The organism is Cytobacillus sp. BC1816, assembly GCF_051353635.1.
GTDB classification, from domain to species: domain Bacteria; phylum Bacillota; class Bacilli; order Bacillales; family Cytobacillaceae; genus Cytobacillus; species Cytobacillus oceanisediminis_C.
The window spans coordinates 3,660,164-3,675,647 of record NZ_CP195611.1; the positions used below are offsets into that span (position 1 = coordinate 3,660,164).

At 42.4% G+C, this 15,484-nt stretch carries 16 protein-coding genes; 2 read left to right on the plus strand and 14 right to left on the minus strand.

Features of this window, described 5'->3' with window-relative positions:
- Positions 1-104: 104 nt before the first annotated feature.
- On the plus strand, positions 105-794 hold the full coding sequence (locus tag ACR42H_RS18630; RefSeq protein ID WP_436372481.1) for a glycerophosphodiester phosphodiesterase: 690 nt from the start codon (positions 105-107) through the stop codon (positions 792-794).
- A gap of 75 nt (positions 795-869) precedes the next feature.
- Here the strand turns inward: ACR42H_RS18630 and ACR42H_RS18635 are convergent, their stop codons facing one another.
- Positions 870-1,640 (minus strand): sporulation protein, encoded by a 771-nt coding sequence (locus ACR42H_RS18635; protein ID WP_436372483.1) that lies wholly within the window; start codon positions 1,638-1,640, stop codon positions 870-872.
- Positions 1,641-1,977: 337 nt separating this feature from the next.
- Positions 1,978-2,151, minus strand: coding sequence for a YozD family protein (locus ACR42H_RS18640; RefSeq protein WP_009332582.1), 174 nt, complete (start codon positions 2,149-2,151; stop codon positions 1,978-1,980).
- A 177-nt stretch (positions 2,152-2,328) separates the two neighbouring features.
- Here ACR42H_RS18640 and ACR42H_RS18645 point away from each other — a divergent pair, with 177 nt between their 5' ends.
- Complete coding sequence (locus ACR42H_RS18645) at positions 2,329-2,490, plus strand: hypothetical protein (RefSeq protein ID WP_436372485.1); 162 nt, start codon at positions 2,329-2,331, stop codon at positions 2,488-2,490.
- A gap of 30 nt (positions 2,491-2,520) precedes the next feature.
- Here ACR42H_RS18645 and ACR42H_RS18650 read toward each other — a convergent pair whose 3' ends face one another.
- The 12 genes from ACR42H_RS18650 to ACR42H_RS18705 form a co-directional block, all read right to left on the minus strand.
- Positions 2,521-3,216 (minus strand): hypothetical protein, encoded by a 696-nt coding sequence (locus ACR42H_RS18650; protein WP_019379695.1) that lies wholly within the window; start codon positions 3,214-3,216, stop codon positions 2,521-2,523.
- Positions 3,217-3,646: 430 nt separating this feature from the next.
- Entirely contained in the window at positions 3,647-3,868 is a 222-nt protein-coding gene (locus ACR42H_RS18655; RefSeq protein WP_113884697.1) for a YozE family protein, read from the minus strand.
- Positions 3,869-3,995: 127 nt separating this feature from the next.
- Positions 3,996-4,289 carry a YokU family protein gene (locus ACR42H_RS18660; RefSeq protein ID WP_436372488.1) on the minus strand — a complete coding sequence of 98 codons (294 nt, stop codon included), beginning with the start codon at positions 4,287-4,289 and terminating at the stop codon, positions 3,996-3,998.
- A 10-nt stretch (positions 4,290-4,299) separates the two neighbouring features.
- Positions 4,300-5,730: a lysine 2,3-aminomutase gene (gene ablA / locus ACR42H_RS18665; protein WP_436372490.1), complete on the minus strand. Its 1,431-nt coding sequence runs from the start codon at positions 5,728-5,730 to the stop codon at positions 4,300-4,302.
- Between the two features lie 165 nt (positions 5,731-5,895).
- Positions 5,896-7,338: a sigma-54 interaction domain-containing protein gene (locus tag ACR42H_RS18670; protein WP_436372492.1), complete on the minus strand. Its 1,443-nt coding sequence runs from the start codon at positions 7,336-7,338 to the stop codon at positions 5,896-5,898.
- A gap of 72 nt (positions 7,339-7,410) precedes the next feature.
- Positions 7,411-8,286 (minus strand): putative beta-lysine N-acetyltransferase, encoded by an 876-nt coding sequence (ablB, locus tag ACR42H_RS18675; protein WP_436372494.1) that lies wholly within the window; start codon positions 8,284-8,286, stop codon positions 7,411-7,413.
- A gap of 213 nt (positions 8,287-8,499) precedes the next feature.
- A complete protein-coding gene (locus ACR42H_RS18680; protein WP_436372496.1) occupies positions 8,500-9,921 on the minus strand; it encodes an aldehyde dehydrogenase family protein in 1,422 nt (473 codons plus the stop codon).
- 12 nt (positions 9,922-9,933) lie between these two features.
- On the minus strand, positions 9,934-11,268 hold the full coding sequence (gene gabT, locus ACR42H_RS18685; RefSeq protein ID WP_436377002.1) for a 4-aminobutyrate--2-oxoglutarate transaminase: 1,335 nt from the start codon (positions 11,266-11,268) through the stop codon (positions 9,934-9,936).
- Positions 11,268-12,545: a peptidase gene (locus ACR42H_RS18690; RefSeq protein WP_436372498.1), complete on the minus strand. Its 1,278-nt coding sequence runs from the start codon at positions 12,543-12,545 to the stop codon at positions 11,268-11,270. The genes gabT and ACR42H_RS18690 overlap by 1 nt, the downstream gene beginning before the upstream one ends.
- A 48-nt stretch (positions 12,546-12,593) precedes the next feature.
- Positions 12,594-13,256 carry a 3-oxoacid CoA-transferase subunit B gene (locus tag ACR42H_RS18695; protein ID WP_113884689.1) on the minus strand — a complete coding sequence of 221 codons (663 nt, stop codon included), beginning with the start codon at positions 13,254-13,256 and terminating at the stop codon, positions 12,594-12,596.
- Positions 13,241-13,933 (minus strand): CoA transferase subunit A, encoded by a 693-nt coding sequence (locus tag ACR42H_RS18700; protein WP_436372501.1) that lies wholly within the window; start codon positions 13,931-13,933, stop codon positions 13,241-13,243. Before ACR42H_RS18700 ends, ACR42H_RS18695 begins: the two co-directional genes overlap by 16 nt.
- Before the next feature lie 2 nt (positions 13,934-13,935).
- Positions 13,936-15,294 carry an aspartate aminotransferase family protein gene (locus ACR42H_RS18705; RefSeq protein WP_113884687.1) on the minus strand — a complete coding sequence of 453 codons (1,359 nt, stop codon included), beginning with the start codon at positions 15,292-15,294 and terminating at the stop codon, positions 13,936-13,938.
- Positions 15,295-15,484: the final 190 nt, after the last annotated feature.

Sequence of the window (15,484 nt, forward strand, 5' to 3'; positions counted from 1 at the left end):
GCGGATGCACCTCTGTGTGCGATAGACTGAAAAGGCATGAGTGGCTGAAAAAAATAAGAAATAGTCATTAGTAACAATCCGATGAGGATTGAATATAAAACAGATTGGGCTTTGACTACATCGAATTGGATGTGAGGCTGAGCAAGGATAAACAGCTTGTCGTTATTCATGACGCTAATGTTTTGCGCACTACCGACGGAGAGGGGCTGATTGAGGATTTGACGGTTAAGGAATTAAAAAAGCTGGATGCAGGATCCTGGTTTTCTCCTGCGTTTGCCGGTGAAAAGATCCCTTTACTAAATGAAGTTTTAAAAGAAGTCAGCGGAAAAACAGGAATCATAATTGAAATGAAATCACCTGAAAATCAGCCTGGCATGACAGAAATTCTGGCAGACATGCTAAATTCTTATAAACCTGACAATCAGATAAAAGTCCAATCTTTCCATATTAATGAGATAAAAAAGTTTCACCAGCTTGCTCCCGAAATTCCTGCAGGCCTGCTGCTGAGCAAACACCTGGATTTGTTTCATTTGGCATCCTACCGCGATTTTGCCTCTTTCCTATCCGTTCACCATCTCTTGCTTTCCAAGTCCTTTATTAATCAAGCTGAGTTATTCGGTTATGAGATATACTCGTGGACCATCAGCAAGCAATACCAGTTTGCAGACATGCAGCGGCTTGGTGTTCACGGGATTATTTCCGATGATGAGAAGAGAATTCCCGACTCAATTATTTACGTGTTAATAACCCCCTTTTTAAAAGGTCAGGATTTTTTTAAAACACTTCTTGCCTAACTATATGCATTCCATAGCTGCAGTCTAAGCATATAAAAACGATGGGCGTCACCCATCGTTTCGTCAGCATAAATTTTAAGCATATTTTGCAATAACAGACTGGAGCTTTTGCTGCATATAAGGAATATCTGCATTTGTAGCAGTGAAACGAACAAAGGTTTCGTCCATTTCCAGTGCCTCTGCCAGGAATCCCCCCAACCCTCTCGCTCTGCGGTCAACTTGCATCATGATCTCAGTCTCTCCATTTGACTGTGGGAAGAATACAACTTCCAGTTCATCCAGCTTTCCTCTGAAAGGACCGGAGACTGGAACAAATTCAAACTCTTGTATAAACGGCAGCCTTCTGCGGAGGCGATGCGGAGCCTGTTCGCATTCTGCTTCCCGCAAACGGAATCCGATTCTCGAAGCAGCGTTCAATACAGAATCCATTAACGGGTTTGGCACAACTCGGATATAATCCTTATCTGCAGGGTCCACCGCGTTTTTTATATCCAATCCTGTCGCCACCCAAATTTTTGTCTTCCCAAAAGACAAAGGTGTGTCAGATGGAAGATTAAAGCTAAATGGAATTTCCTTTCGTTCATTTGCCGCCAGGGTGAAGGCTTGAGCGAGCCTGAAACGGTCAATCAAACCTGAGACTGTATATTTTTTATCATCTGATTCTTTAATATAAGTAGTATTCAATGAAAGATAAATATCATCGATTTTCTGTTCGGTGCTTCCCCCTGTGATCTCAACAATGCCTCTGAGAGGTTCTCCTGGGGCTGCTGAATCCTTCTCAAGCTTTGTATCGACTTTTGCCGATCCAATTCCAACACTTGCCAGGACCTTATTAAAAAATGACATATGCTTCTCTCCCTAGTTCTTTTTTTATTTTTAATTTTTTTCCATGTAAGGTTTACCTTCCAGCCGGCCAACTTTTTTAATATTTTCCTGCGGTCTCTATTATATAACACAAAGCACCAGCTACATTTTGATATACGAGCAGATAACCGGAAAAGTTTCATTTTTCAAGTGTACCGCCAAAATTTTTAAAATATGCGGAAATTGCTTTATCATTACTCAGCGTTTTCTTGAATGATGGTGTGTACTTGTAATTCAAAGTTTCAGAATATGTATGTGCATGATCTTCCTGCTGCTCCGCAAAAAAATGACGAGCACCTTTCCTCGTCATTTTTCTATATTAATCATCTTCAATTTCTTCATCAATGATGCACTTTTGCAGCAGGTATTCGAATGTGATATCTGCAAGTTCATCCAATTCTCCTTCAGTAGGCACATAACCTCTTTTTGCCAGCTCATGAAAGAAAAACTCAGCAATTTCTTCCGTATCTATTACGACCTCTATTTCCTTCACAGCAACGCCCCCTTTGTACAAAATGTATGAAGCACTACCTGGATTCATGCAAACCAACTTTCAGAAAAGTCATATTCTTTATTTTGTCCTACCGTGCATTTTTCTTCATTTCGGACATACATATAGGATAAGCAGCTAACAACGATCCATTTTATTCAGAAATTGAGGAGGCAGCACATGTCAAGTATATCCAGACTGGCCCTAATCATTAAAGAAGATGTCAATCGTGAAGAAAGCTTCATCATTAATCTTTATAGCAATCTATTAAATGCCTGGTTTAAACTGGTCATATGGTTTGGCATCCCATTTTTACTGTATCTCCTAATCACTTGGCTCTAAGAAATGCTAAGAACCCGGAGCCTGCTTTTTTTACACAGTGCTCTTATCATCATTATTGGCGATATGCTTCAGTTTTCTGAGTATAACCCGCATGATATGCTTATACTCATCATCCTGAAACATTTCATAAAGTATACGATAATCATTATATATATCAAGCAAACCATCAATAAGCACTTTTCTTTCTTTAATGCCTTCAAGCAATTCCTTCTCTGCCTTGCGGAATGAATGAGCAGAATCCTTTAATTCAGGCAGCTTTTCTTTTTTGTTGATCATATAAAGGAGTCCCAGCTTCTGGATAAAAGCATCTGCACTTTCAGCATCCGCAACGAGAGTCAGCTCTTCTTCTCCTGCCTCCAGCCATTCCCCGTCATTAATTCTCGAAAGCTCATAAATAACATCTTCCCATGCATCTTCTTTGTATCTCCAAATTTCCGTCCTGAAGCCTACTATTTTGAAGAGATCCGAACCATACCCCTTGACTTGGACAAGGTCACCAAAAAAGTATTTATATTCGATGTCAATATGCTCCTTTTCCATAATCTCACCTTCATACTCAGACAGCATTTGAAGGCTGGATTCCATATATAGACCTTCACTTTTATTGACTTCATAGACGTACATATCATCTAACCATTTCACATCTGTTACTTTTCCGACTGTACCATAAATAGTGATCACGACTGTATCACCGATTTTGTACTTTGGTTTCTTTTTTTTGCTCATTTCCTCCATCCTCTCAATGACTGAGTCGTGAGTATTGAATACAATAGTATATGCACTTTTTATAAAAATCGTCCGTACGTTCATCACAATCAAGCAAAAAGCGCAGATGTCCCATTTTAAATAATGCTCTTTTCTTTCTCATAGATTGCTGTTTTTGATTATGAATTCAGCCCGTTGCTTTCCGAGGGGAGGAACAGAGCTCCTCGGCTTCGCCTGTGGGGTCTCCCACTCCCTCTACTCCCGCAGGACATTAAATTATCTTCCGCAAATCAGCACCGCACGTGGAAAATGCGTATGTATTTTCGAGGATCAAGTTCCCACATTGAAGATCAACTCAGTAAATTAAACTATGATATTAAAAAGCAACGAACTTTACGAAAACAGCCTAAATAAAAAACACTCCTTAGTCGGAGTGTTTCCATGAATTCATTCAGCTTTCAGAAAGAATATACAATTGCCAGACTTCATCAAATACAGACATGCTCTCCGGATAACTTCCGTTCAATTCTAGGTAAGAGCTGACCTCATCATAATCATAGGCTGTTTTCGGAAAGCTGTGATCCTCATATGCGTCATTGGCAAAACGGCTGATGTCGTCCTTTGGTGCAGGGTGCCTGTATTTCATTAAAAAGTGATAGAAAGTTTTGGACATACTAACGCCTTCCCCTTTATTCTGTCGTTCATTAATTTATTTTCTACTATAATCGAATTGTGCTCAGTTCGTCTACTAATACATAGAAAAAAGCAGCCCGCATAGCTTTCCGGGCTGCCCTTATCACTTACTTATCATAGGAAGAGAAATCGAAATAATTTCGCTTCAGCAGCCTCGGCTGCTCCATCAGCTTTTCGTAATTTATCTCTTTTCCAATCTTTTTCACATCAATCAAAAATAATTGGTCCTCAATCTCCTTAACGAGATCATCTGACTGGTAAACCATTTCACAATCCCTGCAGGAAATGGAAGGTGTCTCATTGATTTGGATGGCCCTTGTTCCATCAGGCAGCTCCCAATAAACGGTTTCCCTGCTTTCATTTATATTTTGGCTTTCACACCATGCACATTTACTTTGCATTATTAGCCTCCTATTCCTTTGCCGCTGCAGTCTCGGCATCCGTTTCAGCCGCTGGATTCTGTTTCGTCTGCTGGGCAGTGAATTTCTTTTCCTTTAGTTCATCCCGTTTGTCACGCTTATCCTTCAATGAACTGTGGGAAGGATCGCTTTCGTATTTTTCACGGCGGTCAAGTCTTGCGAGCCCTTCAGGTACTAGATTAAACTGCTGATCATTCATCAGCGCGGCTATTCCGACATTGGACCGTTTTTCATCCATTTCCGGGTAAACTTCTTTAAAATAACCTTCAGCACGGCCAGGAACATAGTTTTCCGGCTCCGGATAGGTGGTTATGACTCCTTCAAAATTACGAAGGACCACTTTATCTGCACTTTGTGAAATCAGGTAATTTGGCTGCAAGGAGATTTTTCCGCCTCCGCCAGGCGCGTCTACAACAAAAGTTGGAACCGCATATCCGGAAGTATGTCCTCTTAATCCTTCAATGATCTCAAGCCCCTTTGAAACTGGTGCACGAAAATGGCCAATGCCTTCAGATAAATCGCATTGATAAATGTAATAAGGCCGGACCCGGATTTTAACAAGGTCATGCATTAGTTTTTTCATTATTGGAACGCTATCGTTTATACCAGCCAAAATAACGGATTGGTTACCAACTGGGACACCGGCATTTGCCAGCATCTCACATGCTCTCTTGGAATCTTCGGTAATTTCAATGGAAGTATTAAAATGTGTATTCAGCCATACTGGATGATACTTTTTCAGGATATTGCATAAATTTTCGGTAATCCGCTGCGGAAAAACAACTGGTGCCCGCGTGCCGATTCTGATGATTTCAACATGATCGATTTCCCGCAAATTCTTCAAAATGTACTCAAGGATATTATCATTAATCAAAAGTCCATCCCCGCCAGAAATGAGAACATCCCTAACCTGAGGGGCACTCCTGATATAGCTGATCGCCGCATCAAGCTGTTTTTTTGGCACTCCCATGCCAATTTGACCGGAAAATCTCCTTCTTGTACAATAGCGGCAATACATGGAGCATTGATTTGTCACCAGAAATAAGACACGATCAGGATAACGGTGCGTCAGGCCAGGGACAGGTGAATCTTCATCTTCATGCAAAGGATCTTCAAGGTCATATTTTGTTTTATATATTTCTTTTGAAATTGGTACAGATTGCATTCTGATCGGGCATCGCGGATCATCCGGATTCATTAGTGAAGCATAATAAGGTGTGATGTTCAGCGGAATTGTCTTAGTCGAGATCCTTACCCCTTCTTCCTCATCCGGGGTGAGATTGATGACTTTCTTCAGATCATCAACAGTGCGAATTGTATTTGTCAGCTGCCAGAGCCAATCATTCCATTGTTCCTCTGTGACATCCTTCCAGAGCTCAATGTCTTTCCAGTACCGATCCGGTTTATATAAAAAGTTCTTCATTTAAATTCCCCCTATATGGATTTCTTTTAAAATACATAATGCAAGAATCATGCCAATTCTGAATCTTTTGTATTATCATATGAAAACCTTGCCGGAGTGGCGATTGTTAGCAGCTGAAGGATATTTTTACTGAACTGGTGGCTATAAAACAAAAAAAAATGCCGATTATTCGGCACTTTCATACTTGCTGCAGACAAGGCTCCTGTTATTTATATCAATATTATGTTTTGCCAGTTTATATTGCAGCGTCTGCCGTGGAACCTCCAATAGCTTTGCGGCTCTTTTTATATTTCCATTGGTCTCTAGAAGAGCTTTTTCAATTAATGCTTTTTCCTGTGCTTCCATGCTCGCCTTTAAAGGCTGAACCCATAGTGAAACAGCCTGTTCATCCTTTTGCAGCTGCTGTTTCATTATCACAGGCAAATCCTCTGTTTTAAGAAAACGGTCTTCACAGACATTCATCATGTATTCGATTGTATGCTTTAATTCCCTGACATTTCCGGGCCAATGATATTGTCTGAAAAAGGCAAGCACATCATCCCCGATTCCAGAAAGGTTTTTGTGTAATACCTGATTAAATCCCTTAATAAAGTGATGTGCAAGAAATTCAATATCTTCTTTTCTATCCCTTAGAGGAAGGAGACCGAAAGTGAGAACATTTAAGCGGTAAAATAAGTCTGTTCTGATTTGGTTTCTCTCCAGCGCTTCCACTGGATGGATATTCATGGCTGCAATCACTCTCACATCTACATGGGAGCTCTTTGGGCTTCCCACTCTTCTGACAATCCCATCCTCCAGCACTCTAAGCAGTTTTGCCTGGAGCTCAATTGGCATGGCATGTACTTCATCAAGGAAGAGTGTTCCCCCATCGGCTAGTTCAAAAAGCCCTGGCCTGTCTACAGCTCCTGTATAGCTTCCCTTAGCCGTCCCGAATAGAATGCTTTCAAGCAAGGATTCGGGTATAGCTGCACAGTTCTGGGCTATAAATGGCCCGGCAGCTCTTGAGGAAGAATGGTGGAGTCCCTGAACGAAGAGCTCCTTTCCGCATCCACTTTCGCCAAACACCAGAATGGAGGAATCAGACTTTGCCAGTTTGGCTGCTTCCTTTTTAATTTTTTGCATTTCCTGATTTATAGTAAGAAGACTATCCAGTGTGTACTGTACATTCTGAACAGAAGTCTTTTTTTTGACAGGCTGTTTTATTTTTTTTCGCAAATCCAGAAGGCTTTCAGATAGAAGCTTTAATCTGGAATAGTCCTTAGCAATCTCAACAGCTCCCGCTACTTTGCCATCTACAGTAATAGGGAGAGTTGTATTAATGGTTTCTATTTGTGCGCCATGAAGGTTCACATAGGATTGCGTCTGATTATAGATCGGTTTTTTTGTTTTCATTACTTTTAGTAAGGTGCTTGTCTCTTTATCCAATGAAGGAAAGACTTTCAGAACAGGTCTTCCGATTACCTCAGAAACCACAAGGCCATCGTGCCTTGCAGCAATTTCATTATAAAAAATAGTGTTTCCATCCAAATCCACAACATGAATTCCTTCATCAATGCCCTTTAGTATGGCTGCCAGAACTTCTTTTGAAATGTTTTGAGTTTCAATCATAATATCCCCTCCCATATTTATGTATATGACAGGGTGCCGAAAATTTGTCAGGATCGTGCCGAAAAACTGGCACTATTTTTTGTGGCTCCAGGAATCTGCAGCAGCCAAATTCTTTACCCAGACATTCATATTTTCAAGTTTATCGAAAATATAACAGTTGTTAAGAAGCCGGCCCCGATAGGAATAGCCCAGCTGATGAAGAACGGCATTCATTCCGAAAGACAGCGCTCTGGCAATGGAGTAGGTACAGAATACACCCTGCGATTTTAAATCTTTTTCCAATTTTTCAAGGAGTATTTTCATTAAACCATGTTTACGGTGGGACGGAAGTGTCGCACAATCTGTCAGTTCTGCGTTTTTATAAAAAAGATTGACCTCCGCTGAAGCTGCACTGACAAGGTCATCATTATACTGAAATGCGTAATAGATGGTACCTTCCTGGATTGTCTTTTTAATATATGAGGGATCATGGAGAGGTGTTGGATAAACTTGAAATACTTCCCGATAAAGTGAAGCAAGTTTTTCAGCATCTTTCTCCGATATTTTCATGAGCTGATATTCGGAAGGAGGCATGATGACATCCGGGTTTCTTGAAAGGGCAACTACATTTGAAATAATGCTGTCTTCTGAAATCCAATGTGGATTGACTCTTCTTTCGTCTGAAAAATATTTGCAGAAAAAGTATTGATCAGAACCCCGGAAGTACCCGTCAATAACAGCTTCGCACTGAAACCCCAGAGCAAGCAGATTAGTATAACTTTCCACTCTTCCTCTAAAAATTAATTTCTCACATTGGTGTTCCTTTGCCGTTTTCTCTGCTTCATGGACAGCATCTTCCAATTTCCCTGCATAATCATCTACTCTTAAACGTTTATTGAATGGATCAAGGTATAATTCAGCAAGAACATTTTCTTTTTTTATTGTTTTTACAGAAGCTTTTTTATTCATTGCATAGACCCCCTCCTATTAAAAAACTGCCTGCCAAACGGCAAGGCATTATAGATGTATGAAGGAATAAGGGCCAATTCCGCCATTTTTCCGGCCGAATCAGCCCCTTTTACCGGCAGTTTGACCCCCGCTTATCCCTCAATGATTTCCCCTGAGCCTTGAAGTGGAGGTCTTACTGCCCGTTAGACTGCGATATAATTCCTGTCCTTCATCTTAGTCAATTTTAAAGCTGATCAGTTTCATCTCAGTCATTTCTTCAACAGCATATTTTATGCCTTCACGTCCCATTCCGCTCATTTTTACCCCACCATATGGCATATGGTCTACACGGAAGGTTGGGAAATCGTTAATCATCACACCACCAACATGAAGCTCCTTTGCAGCTCTGAAGGCTTTGTTCACATCATTGGTGAAAACACCAGCCTGCAGACCATAATCTGAATCATTCACAAGTGCAAGCGCCTCTTCAAAGCTGCTGAATGAATTAATATGGACAACAGGTGCAAATGCTTCCTCACATGAAATTTTTTCTGATTTATCAACGTTCAGCAGGACGGTTGGATACAAGGTATTATCTGCTGCCTTTCCGCCAAGAGCAAGTTCTGCTCCGCTCTTAACGGCACTCTCGATCCAGCTTTGCACTCGGTCGGTGTCGCTCTTCGAGATCATCGCAGAAATATCTGTTTCTTCATTAAGCGGATCGCCGATTTTTAGCTTTTTGGCTTCCTCAACAAAGCGTTCTGCAAATGTCTGGTATAGGGATTCATGCACATAGATTCGCTGAACGGAAATACATACCTGCCCCTGGAAGGCAAATGCCCCAGCTGCAATTCTCGGGACAATTTTCTCCACGTCTGCATTCTCATCCACTACTACTGCCGAATTGGAACCCAATTCAAGTGTTACTCTCTTTAAGCCGGCATTTTCGCGGATCTGTTTTCCTACTGCCGGGCTCCCTGTAAAAGTAATCATCGATATGCGGTCGTCTGCAACAAGCACATCCCCTACCGTTCCGCCGCTCCCTGTTATAACATTCAGAGCTCCATCAGGAAGTCCCGCTCTGCGAAAAATATCAGCTATTTTATATGCGGACATTGGCGTTTGGGATGCAGGCTTTAATACAACCGTATTTCCGGCAGCAATTGCAGGCCCCACTTTATGGGCAACAAGGTTCATAGGAAAATTGAATGGAGTGATGGCGCCGATAATTCCAAGCGGCTCCTTTACTGTATAAGCAACCCTGCCTTCACCTCCAGGAGCAGCATCCATTGGGATTGTCTCTCCATAAAGCTTGCGCGCTTCCTGGGCAGCGAAGGTATATGTCATGATGGTGCGGTCCACTTCTCCTCTTGCAGCCTTTAGGGGTTTAGATGCTTCACGCGCAATGATCATTGCACACTCTTCTTTTTCTTCCTTCATGATGGCAACTGCATTTTCCAGTATTTCTGCCCTTTTATGAGCAGGCATTTCAGCCATTGTTTTTCTGGCATGATCTGCCGCATCTATCGCTGACTTCACATCGGAAGGAGAAGCCATGGCAACTTCTGCAATACCTTCCCCATTATAAGGGCTTTTCAACGCTTTGTAGTTCTCTGTTTCCTTGAACTTTCCGCCGATCCATAAATGTTGTTTCATTTGTATTCCTCCTTATGTGCAGCATTCAGCTATTACCTCTTCTAGTACGGTTAATCCTTCATTGAGCTGTTCATCGGGTGTAATAAGCGGAGTAAGCAGGCGAATGATATTGCCAAAGAGGCCTGCGCTCATAACAATGAGGCCGCGCTTGTGCGCTTTTGACAGGATCTCCTGAACTATTTCCTTATTCGGTTCCTTTGTATCCTGATCTTTAACAAATTCAATGGCACACATTGCCCCTAAAGAACGAACTTCACCCACTTGCTTATATTTTAAAGGAAGATCTGAAAATTTTTCAGTAAAAAGGCTTCCGATTTCATTTGCCCTTCCTATTAATCCTTCTTCCTCAATTGTTTGAATCACTTCTAATGCGGCTGCACACCCGAGCGGACTGCCTCCATAAGTTCCGCCTATTTCACCGATATTCGGTGAATCCATTATGTCAGCCCTTCCAGTTACAGCACTGATCGGCAATCCGGCACCGATTGATTTTGACATCGTAATTAAATCCGGCACAACATCATAATGCTCCATAGCAAACATTTTGCCAGTCCTGCCAAATCCCGTCTGAACCTCATCAGCAATAAAGAGGATTCCATGTTTTTCACAAAGCTGTTTTACACCTTTTACAAAACGGGAAGACGGCATAACGAAACCGCCCTCACCCTGTACGGGCTCCATAATAACAGCAGCAATTTCTTCAGGAGGCACCTCGCTGAGAAAAAAAGTTTCGAATCTCTTAAGCAAGGCAAGATCATGTTCTTTATCCTTCAGCCCCTCGCTGCGGTAATAATAAGGGTAAGGCCATTTATATGTTTCAGGCGCAAATGGCCCAAATTCATATTTATATGGTTTAACCTTGCTCGTTAAACTCATGGACATATAGGTACGGCCATGAAACCCCCGCTCAAATGATATGATCCCTTTTCGGCCGGTATATTTCCTTGCTATCTTTACGGCATTTTCCACTGCCTCTGCGCCGGTGCTTAAAAAGAATGTTTTTTTGCTGTGATTTCCGGGTGTAATGCTGTTAAGCTTTTCTGCCAGTTTAATATAAGGCTCATACATCATGACATGGAAGCACGGATGAAGATATTGATCAATTTGGGCATGCAGGGCTTCCACTACCCTTGGCGGGCAATGGCCAACATTTAATGTGCCGATTGCCCCGGCAAAATCAAGAAAAGTATTTCCGTCTATATCTGTCAGAAGTGCTCCATTCCCCTTATCCGCAAATGTCTGAATCGTGTTAAATGGCCCCTTTGGCACATTCTGCTCTTTTTTAGCCAATAATTCCTTCGCTCTCGGTCCCGGTATCTCCGTTTTTATTTTAATTGATCCCATCATCATTTCCCCTCTCGCTGATTAGTGCCGCACCATTCCAGCATGGCCAGAGCAATGATTTCAGCAGCTTCAAAAACTTCCTGCAAGGAAATATATTCGTTGACATCATGGGCAGCTTCAGTCACACCGGGGCCAAAGACAACAACTGGTGTATTTCCCACTTTGGATAATATGCCTCCATCCGTGCCCCAGGGTGATGCTTCCACTGCCGGCTGCATGCCTTTTACTTCTTCAAAAGACTCCGATAATACAGTCATTAGAGGGTGATCCTGTTCCAAATCACCAGGCAGCCAGCGTCCGCCGAACCATTCAACTTGAGGAGGATTCTTTTTAAGCCAGGCATCATTTTGTGCTGCTTCCTTCAGGCACTGTTCCAGTTCTTTTTCCGCAGATTTCATTTCCTCATCTGGCGCCACCCCCATCCTTCCCTCTATGATGGCAATATCCGGTACTGAAGAAGGCCATTCGCCGCTATTTATTTTTCCGATATTAATAGGGATCGGAATTGGAATCTTGGAATATAGCGGATCCTCAATTCTTTGGTTTCTTAATTTTTCAAGTTCCTGAAGCTTTGTCATTACTGTCATGGCTTTTTCGATTGCATTGATGCCTTCATATCGGGTTCCTCCATGAGCGGAACGCCCTTTGACCGTTATCCGAAACCACATCGAACCCTGCTGTTTTGGGAAGAGCTTCATATTTGTCGGTTCGGGAATGATTGCGCCGTCGGCTGTATATCCCCGGAGGACAGCAGCCAAAGTACCCGCCCCTCCGCTTTCTTCTTCTATGACACTTTGGAATATCACATCTCCTTTAAGCTTGATTCCAAGCGTTATGATGGCTTCCATTGCAAGCAGAAGTGAGACTGTTCCTCCTTTCATATCCGTTGAACCCCGGCCATATAGCTTTCCATCTTCGATTCTGCCGCTAAAAGGATCATGATTCCAATCATTTCGGTCTCCCTCTGGAACAACATCAATATGGCCATTAAGGATAAGGGACCTTCCCCCGCCTGTTCCTTTCAAAGTAGCCACCACATTGGGATTTCCGGAAAAATCCTTTCTATCCGAACAAAAGGCTGGATGATTGGTCAATTGCTCCTTGCCAATCTCCCAAATATCAAGGGTTAGTCCAAGTTTGCGGCATTTTTCAATGATGACAGCCTGTGCACTGCTTTCTTTCCCACGGATGCTTCCTTCCTGGACAAGCTGCTGAAGAAGTCTTGTTCCCCTTTGCCTATTTTCTTCCAGCCACTGTTTAACCTTTGCATGAGCATTCATATTCCCACTCCTTTTCTAAGACCACAGCCAAACATAGGATACTGTCTATCAATTAATCACTCTCACATTCCCAGCAATGGTAAAATTGCAGCCGGTTTTCGCCCTTACTGCATGAATCGAGTGCGGTGCAAACAATTCAGTCAGTGTCAGACCACGATTTGTTATTTGAAAGACAGCCATCTCCGTAATAATCATGTCTACACAGCGGGCAGATGTAAGAGGCAGACTGCACTCGTTCACAATTTTTGAATTTCCATACTTGTCTGTCTGGTTCATCAGGACAATTACTTTTTTGGCTTTTTGGGCAAGTTCCATTGCCCCGCCCATGCCAGGAACTTTTTTACCAGGGACAATCCAATTGGCCAGATCTCCCTTTTCACTCACCTGCAGGGAGCCAAGGATTGTCATATCAACTCTTCCTCTGCGGATCATCCCAAAGGCAATAGTACTGTCACAATACGAAGCACCTTTTACAACGGAAACCGGAAAACCGCCAGCGTTACAGAGATTTTCATCTTCCTTCCCTTTACCAGGACTTGGCCCCATACCTGTAATGCCATTTTCAGCATGAAACATCACTTTTGTCCCATCCGGAAGATGATTAGGAACAAGCGAAGGGATTCCAATGCCGAGATTTACAATCATCCCGTTCTTTATTTCTTCAGCAGCACGTTTTGCAATGCGATCTCTGATTTCTACTCCCATGCCCATTTCCAATTCACTCCTTTCGAAGGGACAATATAATCCACAAAAACCCCTGGTGTTATAATTTCATCAGGGTCGAGGCTGCCAAGAGGGACGATTTCCTCCACTTCTGCAATGGTCATATCTCCCGCCATAGCAACAAGCGGGTTTGTGTTTCTCGCACTTTTGTCATAAATTAAGTTTCCGTAAGGATCCGCTTTTTTGGCAAAGACAATGGATATTTCAGCTGTTAGAGCTGTTTCAACAAGATATTTTTTTCCACTCAAATTACATGTTTCTTTATTGCTGGTTACAATGTCATTATCAAGTCCAATATCGGAAAGAATGGCAGGAATGCCGACTCCCCCTGCACGGATTCTCTCTGCCAATATTCCCTGTGGCGAAAACTCCACTTCCATTTTCCCATCTGTCATTAATTGGCCGGCAATGGGGTTTGATCCGATATGGGAAGCAATCATTTTTTTCGCCCTTCCCTGGCTTACCACTTTCCCGATGCCAATATGGGGAAACCCTGAATCATTGCCGATAAGCGTTAAATCTTTGAACCCATTATCCAAAATGCCGTCAATAAGGGCAGGAGGGGTGCCAATTCCGCCGAATCCGCCAAACATAATGATCATGCCATCCCGAAAATGCTTCATTGCCTCATCAATTTCAATGATTTTGTTATAAGTGTTTTCCATTTTTATTCAGCCTCTTCCTCAGCAAAGATCAAGTGTTTTTCTGTAAAAATCTGCAAAGTCCTTTCAAACCTTTTCACCAAATCATCAATTTCTCTTTTGGTAATGGTAAGCGGCGGTGCAATCAATACAGCATCTCCATCGGTGCCGGTTCTGCCTGCCCCCGCCGGGTAAATAAGCAGTCCCTGTTCCTGAGCTTCCTTTATTAATCTTTGTGTCAGACTAAATCTTCTTGAAAACGGCTCTCTGGACAGATGATTTTTTACAAATTCAAGTCCGATCATTAGTCCTTTTCCTCTAACATCACCAATGAAAGAAAATTTGGATTGCAGTTTTATCAACTTATTTTTCAAATACACACCCTTGCTATCCACTTCAGGGATGATGTTATTTTTTTCAATATACTCAAGCACTGCGAGAGAAACTGCGCAGGACTGAGGATTGGCACTTAAGGTATGGCCGCTCATAATGCTCTTTGACCCCGCCAATATAGGCTTCATAATTTCATCGCTTACAAGGGCAGCCGCAATCGGAGCATACCCGGCCCCCATTCCTTTACCAAGTGCGACAATATCAGGTTTAACATTCCATTGCTCGCAGGCAAGCATTGTGCCCGTTCTGCCAAAACCAGTCATTACCTCATCAGCAATAAACAAAATGTCATGCCGGTCACAAATTTCTTTTATTATCCGGTAGTAATCTTTTGGAGGGGTTATAGCACCCCCTGCAGCCCCAATGACTGGCTCTGCGATAAATGCAGCAATATTCTCTTGCCCTATCCGTTTAATGACGGTTTCAAGTTCATGGGCACACAGATAACCGCATTCAGGCGCTTCTAGATTGTATGGACACCTATAGCAATATGGCGGATGAATGACAGGAAAATCTTCAAGCAGTGGTATAAAGCGCGCCCTTCTGCCCGTATGACCTGACATTGATAAAGCGCCCAGGGTTATGCCATGATAGCTCATCCACCTTGAAAGCACCTTTGTTTTTGTCTGAATACCTTTTTCCTGCCAATATTGAATCGCTATTTTCATAGCTGTTTCAGTGGCCTCAGAGCCGCTGTTCACAAAAAAGCTCCAATTTAAGTCTCCAATTGCTGCTCCCGCTATTTTAAGAGCTAGCTTTTCAGCTGCCCCGCTGGTAAATTGCGAACGATACACAAAAGAGACTTTCTTAGCTTGTTCATGCATTGCCTCAATGATTTCCTCAACACCATGGCCAATATTGGCCGTTATTGCGCCAGACGATGCATCCAAATATTCCTTTCCGTCAGTATCATATAAGTAAACTCCCTTGCCGTAATCAATTATCGGGTACTGTGCATCAAGCATCGGCTTAATTAGGTTTGATTGATCCATTTCAGAAACCCCTCCATTTTCAATGGCGCAAGAAAGCGCCTAGGGCATTAAGTTTGGAAGTAGATTTATAAAGTTTGACGCTATCTTCTGAGCCAATATATTAAAATATATGAATTGACACCCAAAATCTTTCTTAAAGAATGTTCATATTCTCAAAATGAACCATTTGCACGAAAAAAAACAGCCGGCT

Bases quoted from the DNA above. Each gene is read 5' to 3' on its own strand.
- ACR42H_RS18680 (WP_436372496.1), bottom strand. From the start codon at position 9,921: ATGAAACAACATTTATGGATCGGCGGAAAGTTCAAGGAAACAGAGAAC.
- ACR42H_RS18655 (WP_113884697.1), bottom strand. From the start codon at position 3,868: ATGTCCAAAACTTTCTATCACTTTTTAATGAAATACAGGCACCCTGCA.
- gabT (WP_436377002.1), bottom strand. From the start codon at position 11,268: ATGATGGGATCAATTAAAATAAAAACGGAGATACCGGGACCGAGAGCG.
- ACR42H_RS18660 (WP_436372488.1), bottom strand. From the start codon at position 4,289: ATGCAAAGTAAATGTGCATGGTGTGAAAGCCAAAATATAAATGAAAGC.
- ACR42H_RS18695 (WP_113884689.1), bottom strand. From the start codon at position 13,256: ATGGGCATGGGAGTAGAAATCAGAGATCGCATTGCAAAACGTGCTGCT.
- ACR42H_RS18635 (WP_436372483.1), bottom strand. From the start codon at position 1,640: ATGTCATTTTTTAATAAGGTCCTGGCAAGTGTTGGAATTGGATCGGCA.
- ACR42H_RS18645 (WP_436372485.1), top strand. From the start codon at position 2,329: ATGTCAAGTATATCCAGACTGGCCCTAATCATTAAAGAAGATGTCAAT.
- ACR42H_RS18650 (WP_019379695.1), bottom strand. From the start codon at position 3,216: ATGAGCAAAAAAAAGAAACCAAAGTACAAAATCGGTGATACAGTCGTG.
- ablB (WP_436372494.1), bottom strand. From the start codon at position 8,286: ATGAATAAAAAAGCTTCTGTAAAAACAATAAAAAAAGAAAATGTTCTT.
- ACR42H_RS18670 (WP_436372492.1), bottom strand. From the start codon at position 7,338: ATGATTGAAACTCAAAACATTTCAAAAGAAGTTCTGGCAGCCATACTA.
- ablA (WP_436372490.1), bottom strand. From the start codon at position 5,730: ATGAAGAACTTTTTATATAAACCGGATCGGTACTGGAAAGACATTGAG.
- ACR42H_RS18700 (WP_436372501.1), bottom strand. From the start codon at position 13,933: ATGGAAAACACTTATAACAAAATCATTGAAATTGATGAGGCAATGAAG.
- ACR42H_RS18705 (WP_113884687.1), bottom strand. From the start codon at position 15,294: ATGGATCAATCAAACCTAATTAAGCCGATGCTTGATGCACAGTACCCG.
- ACR42H_RS18690 (WP_436372498.1), bottom strand. From the start codon at position 12,545: ATGAATGCTCATGCAAAGGTTAAACAGTGGCTGGAAGAAAATAGGCAA.